Source organism: Lentzea sp. NPDC020367, from assembly GCF_044387305.1.
Classification (GTDB): Bacteria; Actinomycetota; Actinomycetes; order Mycobacteriales; family Pseudonocardiaceae; genus Lentzea.
On the sequence record NZ_JBIRVV010000001.1, the window covers coordinates 286,556 to 298,036 of the forward strand.

At 69.6% G+C, this 11,481-nt stretch carries 9 protein-coding genes; all 9 read left to right on the forward strand.

The features are described from left to right. Nucleotides 1-74 precede the first annotated feature (74 nt). The 9 genes from kdpF (at nt 75) to lysA (ending at nt 11,460) form a co-directional block, all read left to right on the forward strand. Entirely contained in the window at nt 75-173 is a 99-nt protein-coding gene (gene kdpF, locus ACH413_RS01360; protein ID WP_319979798.1) for a K(+)-transporting ATPase subunit F, read from the forward strand. After that, nucleotides 173-1,795 (forward strand): potassium-transporting ATPase subunit KdpA, encoded by a 1,623-nt coding sequence (kdpA, locus tag ACH413_RS01365; RefSeq protein ID WP_360029624.1) that lies wholly within the window; start codon nt 173-175, stop codon nt 1,793-1,795. Before kdpF ends, kdpA begins: the two co-directional genes overlap by 1 nt. A 23-nt stretch (nt 1,796-1,818) precedes the next feature. Beyond that, a complete protein-coding gene (gene kdpB / locus ACH413_RS01370; protein ID WP_360030358.1) occupies nt 1,819-3,783 on the forward strand; it encodes a potassium-transporting ATPase subunit KdpB in 1,965 nt (654 codons plus the stop codon). Between the two features lie 3 nt (nt 3,784-3,786). Continuing rightward, a complete protein-coding gene (locus ACH413_RS01375) occupies nt 3,787-4,314 on the forward strand; it encodes a potassium-transporting ATPase subunit C (RefSeq protein WP_360029625.1) in 528 nt (175 codons plus the stop codon). Continuing rightward, a complete protein-coding gene (locus tag ACH413_RS01380) occupies nt 4,292-6,808 on the forward strand; it encodes a sensor histidine kinase KdpD (RefSeq protein WP_360029626.1) in 2,517 nt (838 codons plus the stop codon). Before ACH413_RS01375 ends, ACH413_RS01380 begins: the two co-directional genes overlap by 23 nt. Next, entirely contained in the window at nt 6,805-7,482 is a 678-nt protein-coding gene (locus ACH413_RS01385) for a response regulator (protein ID WP_360029627.1), read from the forward strand. Before ACH413_RS01380 ends, ACH413_RS01385 begins: the two co-directional genes overlap by 4 nt. Before the next feature lie 73 nt (nt 7,483-7,555). Continuing rightward, entirely contained in the window at nt 7,556-8,470 is a 915-nt protein-coding gene (locus ACH413_RS01390; protein ID WP_360029628.1) for a glycoside hydrolase family 16 protein, read from the forward strand. A 78-nt stretch (nt 8,471-8,548) separates the two neighbouring features. Further along, nucleotides 8,549-10,039, forward strand: a complete 1,491-nt coding sequence (locus ACH413_RS01395; RefSeq protein WP_360029629.1) for an amidohydrolase family protein — start codon at nt 8,549-8,551, stop codon at nt 10,037-10,039. A 110-nt stretch (nt 10,040-10,149) separates the two neighbouring features. After that, nucleotides 10,150-11,460: a diaminopimelate decarboxylase gene (gene lysA, locus ACH413_RS01400; RefSeq protein WP_360029630.1), complete on the forward strand. Its 1,311-nt coding sequence runs from the start codon at nt 10,150-10,152 to the stop codon at nt 11,458-11,460. The last annotated feature ends 21 nt before the right edge of the window (nt 11,461-11,481 follow it).

An 11,481-nucleotide genomic window follows, 5' to 3' on the forward strand; every position in this document is an offset into this window, starting at 1 on the left:
GACCTGGCCTACGCGTTGCTGCTGATCGGGAGTTTCGTCGTGCTGGGCCTGACGGTGCGTGGACTGGAGAAGTTGTGAGCACGGGACTTGTCGCGAACGCCGTCGCCGGTGTGATCGCGCTCGCGCTGATCGTCTACCTGTTCATCGCACTCGTCAGGCCGGAGAAGTTCTGATGTCACCTCTCGTGGCCGGCCTCCTGCAAGTCGGCATCCTCGTCGCGGCCCTCGCGGTCGTGTACCGGCCCCTCGGCGACTACATGGCCCGCGTCTTCACCGCGAAGGGCCACTTGAAAGCCGAGAAGGCCATTTACCGGTTCGCGCGGATCAACCCCGACGCCGAACAGAAGTGGAGCACCTACGCGTACGGCGTGCTGGGCTTCTCGTTCGTCGGCATCGTGTTCCTGTACGTGATCCAGCGGATCCAGTCCGTGCTGCCGTTCAACTTCGACCGCGGCAACGTGCCTGAGGGCATGGCGTTCAACACGGCGATCAGCTTCGTGACGAACACGAACTGGCAGTCGTACGTGCCGGAAGCCGTCATGGGCCACACGGTCCAGATGATCGGCCTGACCGTGCAGAACTTCGTGTCGGCCGCAGTCGGCCTGGCCGTCGCCATCGCCCTGATCCGCGGTTTCGTGCGCAGCCAGACCGACCGGCTCGGCAACTTCTGGGTCGACCTCGTCCGCGGCACCGTCCGCATCCTGCTGCCGATCGCGTTCATCGCGGCGATCGTGCTGGTGATCACGGGCGTCACGATGAGCCTCAAGTCCGGTGTGGACGTTGACGGCCAGACGATCGCGAACGCGCCCGTTGCCGGCCAGGAAGCCATCAAGGAACTCGGCACCAACGGCGGCGGCGTGCTCAACGCGAACTCGGCGCACCCGTTCGAGAACCCCAACGAGTGGTCGAACCTGATCGAGATCTTCCTGCTGCTGGTGATCCCGGTGGCGCTGACCCGCACGTTCGGGCAACTGGTCGGCAACAGGAAGCAGGGTTACGTCCTGATCGGCGTGATGGGCGTGATCTGGGCGGCGATGCTGACCGTGATCTGGGTGGCAGAGGCGAACGGTCTGCGGCCCCTGGAGGGCAAGGAACTCCGGTTCGGCATCCCGGCCAGCGCGCTGTTCGCCAACTCCACGACAGGCACGTCGACGGGCGCGATCAACTCGCTGCACGACAGCTACACCGGCCTCGGCGGTGGCGGCACGCTGCTGAACATGCTGTTCGGCGAGATGACGCCGGGCGGTGTCGGCACCGGGCTCTACAGCATTCTCGTGATGGCGATCATCGCGATGTTCCTGGCAGGTCTGATGGTCGGCCGCACGCCCGAGTACCTCGGCAAGAAGCTGGGGCGCAAGGAGGTCACTGCCGCCGCGGTGTCGATCCTCGCGATGCCGACCGTGCTGCTGATCGGCGCCGGGATCGCCGCGATCCTGCCGAGCACGCAGGGTGCGCTGAACAACCCGGGAGAGCACGGCCTGTCGGAGATCCTCTACGCCTACGCGTCGGCGTCGAACAACAACGGGTCGGCGTTCGCCGGCATCACGGTGACCAACGACTGGTTCCAGTCGTCGCTCGGCCTGTGCATGCTGTTCGGCCGGTTCATCCCGATCGTCGCGGTGCTGGCGCTCGCCGGATCCCTTGCCGCGCAGAAGAAGGTGCCGGTGACGGCGGGCACGCTGCCCACCACCGGACCGTTGTTCGCGACGCTGCTGACCGGCTCGATCGTCCTGGTCGCCGCGCTGACGTTCGTTCCCGCTCTCGCCCTCGGTCCCATCGCGGAGGCACTGCTGTGACCACCACACTTCAGAAACCGGCTGTGGCACAGGAGAAGACACCTGCCAAGCCCAGCATCGCCGCGGCGATCCCGGAGGCGTTGCGCAAGCTCCACCCGCGGCACCAGCTGCGCAGTCCCGTCATGTTCGTGGTCTGGGTGGGCTCGCTGCTGGTCACCGTGTTCGCGGCGACCGACCCGAGCGTGTTCACCGTCGCGGTGGCGCTGTGGCTGTGGTTCACCGTGCTGTTCGCGAACCTCGCCGAAGCCGTCGCGGAAGGGCGCGGCAAGGCGCAGGCCGACTCGTTGCGCAAGACGAAGAAGGACGCCGTCGCCAGGATGCTCAACGGCGACGTCGTGGCCGGCACCGAGCTCAAGATCGGCGACCTGGTGGTCGTGGAGGCCGGCGAGGTCATCCCCGGCGACGGTGACGTGGTCGAGGGCATCGCGACCGTGGACGAGTCGGCGATCACCGGCGAGTCCGCGCCCGTCATCCGCGAGTCCGGCGGCGACCGGTGCGCGGTCACGGGTGGCACGACCGTGCTGTCGGACCGGATCGTCGTGAGGATCACGACGAAGCCGGGCGAGTCCTTTGTGGACCGCATGATCGCTCTCGTGGAAGGCGCGGAACGGCAGAAGACGCCGAACGAGATCGCGCTGACGATCCTGCTGTCCACGCTGACGATCATCTTCGTCCTCGCGGTGGTGGCGCTGCAGCCGTTCGCGATCTACTCCGGCGGCGAGCAGTCGGTGGTCGTGCTGACCGCGCTGCTGGTCTGCCTGATCCCGACGACGATCGGCGCGTTGCTGTCCGCGATCGGCATCGCGGGCATGGACCGGCTGGTGCAGCGCAACGTGCTCGCCACGTCCGGCAAGGCGGTCGAGGCCGCCGGCGACGTCGACACGTTGCTGCTCGACAAGACCGGCACGATCACCTGGGGAAACCGGCGCGCCACCGAGTTCATCCCGGTCGGCCCCACCTCCCAGGAGACGCTCGTGGCGGCCGCGCGACTGGCGAGCCTGGCCGACGACACCCCGGAAGGCCGCAGCATCCTCGAACTCGCGGGCGGGCAACCCGCCAGTGAGCACGAGAAGACCGGCGAGTTCGTGCCGTTCACCGCGCAGACCCGCATGTCCGGCATCGACCTGGGCGACCGGATCATCCGCAAGGGTGCCGCGTCGGCGTTCGAGCTGACCGACACGGCCCGCGAGATCGTGGACGAGATCAGCTCACAGGGCGGTACTCCGCTCGTGGTGGCGGAGAACGGCCAGGTCCTCGGCGTCATCAGGCTGTCCGACGTCGTGAAGCCCGGCATGAAGGAACGCTTCGCCGAGCTGCGCGCGATGGGCATCCGGACGGTCATGGTCACCGGCGACAACCCGTTGACCGCCAAGGCCATCGCGTCCGAGGCCGGGGTGGACGACTTCCTCGCCGAGGCCAAGCCCGAGGACAAGATGGCCCTGATCCGCAAGGAACAGGAGGGCGGCCGTCTGGTCGCGATGACCGGTGACGGCACGAACGACGCGCCCGCGCTGGCCCAGGCGGACGTCGGCGTCGCGATGAACACCGGCACGTCGGCCGCGAAGGAGGCCGGCAACATGGTCGACCTCGACTCGGACCCGACCAAGCTCATCGAGATCGTGGAGATCGGCAAGCAGTTGCTGATCACGCGCGGTGCGCTGACGACGTTCTCCGTGGCGAACGACCTGGCGAAGTACTTCGCGATCCTGCCCGCCATGTTCGCGGCGATCTACCCGGCGCTGGACAAGCTCAACATCACGCACCTGGCCACGCCTCAGTCCGCGATCCTGTCGGCGGTGATCTTCAACGCGCTGATCATCGTGGCGCTGATCCCGCTGGCGCTCAAGGGTGTCCGGTACCGGCCGTCCAGCGCGTCGGCGCTGCTGCGGCGCAACCTGCTGATCTACGGCCTGGGCGGCGTCGTGACGCCGTTCGCCGGGATCTGGCTGATCGACCTGCTCGTGCGACTCATCCCCGGGATCGGCTGAACCATGGACAACTTTCTGAAGCAGTCGTGGGCGGGTCTGCGGATCCTGCTCGCACTCACGGTGCTCCTCGGGGTGCTCTACCCGCTGTCGGTGTGGGGCGTGTCGCGGCTTCCCGGCCTGCACGCCAACGCCGAGGCCACCGACACGACGCTGGTCGCCGTCACCCGCGAAGGCGACCAGTACTTCGTGCCGAGGCCGTCCGCCGCGACGCTGCCCGCGTCCGGTGGCTCGAACAAGGGCGAGCTGAACGAGGACTACACCAAGGTCATCGCCGAGCGCACGACCGAGATCGCGCAACGCGAAGGCGTGCCCGAGAGCCAGGTTCCGCAGGACGCCGTGACGGCGTCGGCATCCGGCCTCGACCCGCACATCAGCCCGGAGTACGCGGCGTTGCAGGTGCCTCGTGTGGCGCGCGCGTCCGGGCTGCCGGTGGAGAAGGTCCGCGAGCTGGTCGCTGCCAACACTCACGGCACCTTCACCACCACCGTCAACGTGACTGCGCTGAACCGTGCCATCGACAGCGCCCGTTGACGGTCGCCGGGGTGAGCTGAGGATCTACCTCGGCGCCGCTCCCGGCGTCGGCAAGACCTTCGCCATGCTCGGCGAGGCCCACCGGCGCCGGGAGCGCGGCACGGAGGTGGTCGTCGGACTCGTGGAGACCCACGGCCGCGACAAGACCGCCTCCCTGCTCAAGGACCTGGAGGTGCTTCCGCGCAAGGTGATCCGGCACCGCGACCTCGAGGTCGAGGAGATGGACGTCGACGCGATCCTGGCCCGCGGGCCGGAGGTCGCGGTGATCGACGAGCTCGCGCACACCAACGCGCCGGGATCGCGCAACGAGAAGCGGTGGCAGGACGTCGAGGAACTGCTCGAAGCGGGCATCGACGTCCTGTCCACGGTCAACGTCCAGCACCTGGAGTCGCTCAACGACGTCGTGGAACGGATCACCGGTGTGCGGCAACGGGAAACGGTGCCGGACGAGGTGGTTCGCCGCGCCGAGCAGGTCGAGCTGATCGACCTCACGCCGGAGGCGTTGCGCAGGAGGCTGGCGCACGGCAATGTCTATCCGGCCCACCGGATCGACGCCGCGCTGGGCAACTACTTCCGGCTCGGCAACCTGACGGCGTTGCGCGAACTGGCGTTGCTGTGGGTGGCGGACCAGGTCGACGTCGCGTTGCAGCGCTACCGCAGCGAGAAGGAGATCACCGACACCTGGGAGACCAGGGAACGGGTCGTCGCGTCGATCACCGGCGGGCCGGAGAGCGAGACGCTGATCCGCCGGGCGCGCAGGATCGCGGTGCGAGCGGGTGCGGAACTCCTCGTCGTGCACGTGATGCGCGGCGACGGGCTGTCCGGCGTGACGCCCGAGCACATCGCCCGCTCCCGCAAGATCACCGAGGACGTCGGCGCGACCTTCCACTCGGTGGTCGGCGACGACGTGCCGACGGCGTTGCTGGAGTTCGCCCGCGGCGTCAACGCGACCCAGCTCGTGCTGGGGACTTCGCGCAGGTCACGGGTCGCGCGGGCGTTCGACGAGGGCATCGGCGCCGCCGTGGTGCAGGAGTCCGGCGCGATCGACGTGCACATGGTCACGCACGACGAGGCGCGGCGCGGTCTCCGCTGGAAGGTCGCGACCGACCCGTTGTCGTTGAAACGACGCCTGACCGGCTGGGGACTGTCGCTCGTGCTGCCGGCCGCCGTCACCGGGCTCGGCATGCTGTGGCGCGACGAGCTGGACTTCTCCACCGACCTGGTGGCGTTCCTGCTGGTCACGTGCGTGGTGGCGATCGCGGGCGGGCTGGGGCCCGCGTTGTTCTGCGCGGTCCTCGGCGCCGGGCTGCTGAACTTCTTCTTCACCGAGCCCTACTACAGCCTGGCCGTGCGGTCGCCGGAGAACGTGATCACGCTGGCCGCCATGGTGATCGTCGCGACGGTCGTGGCGCTGACGGTCGACCGGGCGGCACGGCTGGGGGAGCAGGGCGCGCGGGCACGGACCGAGGCCGCGTTGCTGGCCTCCTACTCGCGCACCGTGCTCACCAGTCCGTACCCGCTGGCGCGGCTGCTGGACAAGATCCGGGTGAACTTCGGCCTGGAGTCGGTGGCGCTGCTCGAACGCCGCGCAGGCGGTTGGGAACGCGTCGCGTGCGTGGGGCCGCGGCCGTGCGACGAACCGGACGAGGCCGACGCGGACGTCATGGTGACGTCCGACATCCACCTGGCACTCCGCGGCCGGGTGCTGCCCGCGAGCGACCAGCGCGTGCTGGAAGCGGCGGCCGGGCAGGCGCTGATGGCGTTGCGGCAGCAGCGAATGGCCGACGAGACGCGTGACGCGCACCGCAAGGTCGAGACGACGGAACTGCGCACGGCGTTGCTGTCGGCGGTCGGGCACGACCTGCGCACGCCGCTGACGTCGATCAAAGCGGCGATCGGCAGCCTGCGCGACGAGTCGCTGCCACTGTCCACTGAGGACGTGTCGGAGCTGATGGCGACCGTGGAGGAGTCGGCGGACCGGTTGACCGGACTGGTCGACAACCTGCTGGACTCGTCGCGGCTCGCCACCGGGTCCGTGGAACCGGTGCTGCGGCCCGTCAGCTACTACGAGGCGGTCGCTCGGGCGCTGGCCGGTGTCGACGACCGGCACACCGTCTCCGTCGTGGTGGACGAGCACCTGCCGCCGGTGCTGGCTGACCTGGGACTGCTGGAACGGGTCGTCGCGAACGTCGTGGACAACGCTGTGCGGCACGGCGGGTCCGAAGTGGCGGTCCGGGCCAGCGCGCACGGCTCCCACGTCGAGCTGAGGATCGTGGACCACGGCCCAGGACTGCCGAAGAAGGCGGGGCACAAGGTGTTCGCGCCGTTCCAACGCCTCGGCGACCGCTCCGCCACACCGGGCGTCGGGCTCGGCCTGAGCGTCGCGAAGGGCTTCACCGCGGCCATGGGCGGGGAGATCAGTGCCGAGGACACCCCGGGCGGCGGCCTGACCGTGGTCATTTCGCTGCCCGCCTACGAGGAGACTTCCGGATGACGTCAGTGCTGGTAGTGGACGACGAACCGCAGATCGTGCGCGCGTTGCGGATCAACCTCAGCGCGCGCGGATACGACGTGATGACGGCCTACGACGGCAAATCCGCGCTCGGCGTGGCGGTCGAGGGCAAGCCGGACGTGGTCGTGCTCGACCTCGGCCTGCCCGACATCGACGGCGTGGACGTGATCGCCGGGCTGCGCGGCTGGTCCACGATCCCGATCATCGTGCTGTCCGCGCGCACCGACTCGTCGGCCAAGGTCGAGGCCCTGGACGCGGGTGCCGACGACTACGTGACCAAGCCGTTCGGGATGGACGAGCTGCTGGCCCGGTTGCGTGCGGCCGTGCGCCGCAACCTCGCCCGGGAGGCGGGCGATCCGGTGGTCGAGACGTCGTCGTTCGTCGTGGACCTGGCGGTGAAGAAGGTGCGCCGCGACGGCCACGAGGTGCACCTGACGCCGACCGAGTGGGGCCTGGTCGAGATCCTGGCCCGCAACCCCGGCCGGCTCGTGTCGCAGAAGCAGCTGCTGCAGGAGGTGTGGGGGCCGATGCACGTCAACGAGTCCCAGTACCTGCGCGTCTACTTCGCCCAGTTGCGGCGCAAGCTGGAGGACGATCCGGCCCACCCGCGGCACCTCATCACCGAGCCCGGAATGGGGTACCGCTTCGAGATGTGAGGTTGACGCGAGACCGTGAGAGCGCTTCCATGGAGTTCCGCTGCCGTGCGATCGTGACAGAGAGGTCATCATCGTGGCTCGAAAACTCACGCGCGCCCTGCTGGGACTGGCCCTGGTCCTCCCGCTCTCCGGCATCGCGCAGGCAGCGGTCCCGCCCACCCCGACAGGCTGGTCTCTGGCCTGGTCGGACGACTTCACCGGCGCGAACAACACCGCGCCGAACGGGAACAACTGGATCGTCGACACCGGTCACGGCTACCCCGGTGGCCCCGGCAACTGGGGCACCGGTGAGATCCAGCGCTACACCAACGACCGCGCCAACCTCGCCCTCGACGGCTCCGGCAACCTGCGCATCACCCCGTTGCGGTCCGGCTCGGGCGAGTGGACCTCGGCGCGCATCGAGACCCGTCGCTCGAACTTCAAGGCACCGGCGGGCGGCATCCTGCGCATCGAGGGTCGCATCCAGATGCCGAACGTGACCGGCGCGGCCGCGTTGGGCTACTGGCCTGCGTTCTGGGCGCTGGGCTCGCCGTACCGCGGCAACTACTGGAACTGGCCGAGCATCGGTGAGTTCGACGTCATGGAGAACGTCAACGGCATCAACTCCGTCTGGGGCGTGCTGCACTGCGGCGTCAATCCCGGCGGCCCGTGCAACGAGACGAACGGCCTCGGCGCGTCCCGGGCCTGCCCCGGCAGCACCTGCCAGTCGGCGTTCCACACCTACCGCTTCGAGTGGGACCGCTCGGTCAGCCCGAACCAGCTGCGGTGGTACGTCGACGGCCAGCAGTTCCACAGCGTGCGGCAGAACCAGATGGACGCCACCTCGTGGAACAACATGACCTCGCACCAGGGCTACTTCATCCTGCTGAACGTGGCGGTGGGTGGCGCGTTCCCGAACGGCGTGGCGGGACGGGCGACGCCGACCGCGCAGACCACGCCGGGCAGGCCGATGCTGGTCGACTACGTGGCGGTGTGGACCCGGCCGTAGAATGGGGGTCAGCCCTACTGCTCCACCACCCCGAGGCCGCTAGCTTGGCAGCAGGGGACTTCGGGGGAAGGTGGAGCAGTGGGGGATCTGGCGCGCCGGGACGTGTTGTCCTGGCTGGGGAAAGGCGCGCTCGGAGCAGTCGCGCTGGGTGTCGTGGGGCAACCCGCGATGGCGGCGAGCGGCGTGACGGTGTTGCGCGGGGCGACGCTCATCGACGGCACCGGCCGTGCGCCCGTTCGTGACGCGACGATCGTCCTGGCCGGTGACCGGATCCTGGCCGCCGGCCGCCACCGGGAGATCCCGCGCAGCGTGCGGGTGATCGACGTGACCGGGAAGTACGTGATCCCGGGCCTGTGGGACATGCACACCCACGCGACGTACTACGAGGACACCGTCGCACCACTGCACGTCGTCCAAGGCGTCACGGGCATCCGCGAGATGATGGGTCTGCCCGAAGTCCACGCCACGCGCCGGCGCATCGAATCCGGCGAGATCCTCGGCCCGCGCATGGTGATCGCCAGCGCCATCGTCGACGGTCCCGCCGCCATCTGGCCGGGCTCGGACATCGTCCGCACCCCGGAGGAAGCTCGCGCCGCCGTGCGCAGGGCCAAGGACGGGGGAGCGGACTTCGTCAAGGTCTACTCGTTCCTGTCCCCGGAGTGCCACGCCGCCATCGCCGAGGAAGCCCGCAGGCTGCGGATCCCGTTCGCCGGCCACGTTCCGGCCCGCGTGCCCGTGCAGGACGCGCTCGCGCAGCACACCCACGAACACATGTACAACCTGTTCACGTCCACTTCGGACAACGCCGACGCTCTCTACGCCCAGCTCCGCGCCATGCCCGACGACATGGCCGACCCGAACTGGTGGGGCCGGCACGCGGGCCGGATGGAACGAGCCGCGGTCGCGACCCACTCACCGGCCCGCGCCCGCGAGCTGTTCGCGGCCATGGTCGAGCAGGGCACCTGGGAGTCGCCGACGCTGTTCGTCGAACGGAACATGAACCTCTCACCCGAGACCCTTCCGAACGACCCGGCGGCCCTCGAACGGATCCGCTACATCCCGGTGGGCCTGCGCGAGCAGTGGCAGGCGATCATGGCCGGCCGCCAGCCGCGCACGCCGGAGGAAGTGGCCGAACTGCGGAAGTTCGGCGACGCCCGCATGCGCCTGCTGCGAGCGATGCACGAGGCAGGGGTCGGCGTGGTCGCGGGCACGGACGCGGGGTTCGCCTACGTCTTCCCCGGCTTCTCGCTGCACGACGAACTCGCGCTCCTGGCGCAGGCCGGGCTCTCGCCCATGGCCGTTCTGCAGGCGGCCACCCGTGACGCCGCGCGCTGCCTCGGCCTGGAGCACGAGACGGGCACGGTCACGCCCGGCAAGCAGGCGGACCTGGTCGTGCTGGACGCGGACCCGTTGCGGGACATCACGAACGTCAGCCGCGTCCACTCCGTCGTCAGCCGGGGCCGGTACCTCGGCCCGGCCGACCGCGCGCGGATCCTCCGGGAGATCGAGGCCGCGGCACAGGAACCGGTGGAGGTGCCGGCGACGCCGATGGGGTGCTGCCTGCACTGATGTGGCCCCCGCCACCGTGATCGTCAGGATCGCGTCAAGGTGGCGGCCACCCGTGTCAGGGTCTCGTCCGGGATCTGGGCACGGACCGCCGCCAGGCGTGTGCTGGACGCATGACACTCGCCGAGTTGTTGCCCAGCATCGGATGCGCCACCGAACCGGTGCTGGAAGACGGTCTCTGGCCGGACGGCACGCACCTCGCCGGCCAGGACCTGGTCATCGGTGGACTCCCGGCCACGCAGCTCGCGGCCCGGTTCGGCACCCCGTGCCAGATCCTGGACGAACGGACGGTCCGCGCCAGGGCACAGGCCTTCCGCGCCGCCCTGCCGGCCGCGGAGGTCGTGTTCGCGGGCAAGTCGTTGCCCTGCCCCGAGGTCTACCGGTGGATGGCGCAGGAAGGCCTGTCGCTGGACGTGTCCTCGGCCGGGGAACTCGCACTGGCCAGGGCCGCAGGCTTCCCGGCGCGGCGGATCATCATGCACGGCAACGTGAAGACCGCCGAGGACCTGAAAGCCGCGCTGGAGTACGGGGTCTCCCGGATCGTCGTCGACTCGCTCGACGAGATCGCGCAGCTGGGCGCGTTGGCGACGCACGGCCAGGAGGTCATGATCCGGGTGACGCCCGGCGTCGACGCCCACACGCACGCCAAGATCGCGACCGGCGTCGAGGACCAGAAGTTCGGCTTCTCCCTGGCGTCCGGCGCCGCGCTGGAGGCGGTCCTGCGCGTGGTCGAGCAGCCGTCGCTGAAGCTCGTGGGCCTGCACTGCCACATCGGCTCGCAGGTCAGGCACGTCGCGAGCTACGAGGAAGCGGTGCGGCTGATGGTCGGCCTGATCGCGTCCTGCGGCACCAGGATCGAGCAGCTCGACCTCGGCGGCGGCTTCTGCGCGCCGTACCTGCAGGGGGACAGCGACTTCGACCTCGCGGGGTTCGCACACCGGATCACCGCTGCCCTCAACTACGAGTGCGCGCTGCACCGCGTGCCGCCGCCGCGCGTGCTCATCGAGCCCGGACGGTCCATCGTCGCCAACGCGGGCGTGACCCTCTACCGGGTGTGCGCGGTCAAGACATCAGCGCGGACGTTCGTGGCCGTCGACGGTGGCATGAGCGACAACCCCCGACCGGCCCTGTACGGCGCCAAGTACGCGGTCCGCCTGGTCGGTCGCGGAGGGCAGCCCAAGCCGGTGACAGTCGTCGGCAGGCACTGCGAGGCCGGCGACGTGCTGGCCGAGGACGTGTTGCTGCCGCAGGACATCCACGCCGGTGATCTGCTCGCCGTCCCCGCGACGGGTGCCTATCACCACGCGCTGGCCTCGAACTACAACCAGGTGTGCCGGCCGCCGATCATCGCCGTCAGGGACGGGATCGCGAGGCCGATCGTGCGCAGGGAGACCGAGGAGGACCTGTTGCGCCGATACCTTTGATCAAACCGCCGCCGAGTCGAA

Bases quoted from the DNA above. Each gene is read 5' to 3' on its own strand.
- lysA (WP_360029630.1), top strand. From the start codon at position 10,150: ATGACACTCGCCGAGTTGTTGCCCAGCATCGGATGCGCCACCGAACCG.
- ACH413_RS01375 (WP_360029625.1), top strand. From the start codon at position 3,787: ATGGACAACTTTCTGAAGCAGTCGTGGGCGGGTCTGCGGATCCTGCTC.
- kdpA (WP_360029624.1), top strand. From the start codon at position 173: ATGTCACCTCTCGTGGCCGGCCTCCTGCAAGTCGGCATCCTCGTCGCG.
- ACH413_RS01385 (WP_360029627.1), top strand. From the start codon at position 6,805: ATGACGTCAGTGCTGGTAGTGGACGACGAACCGCAGATCGTGCGCGCG.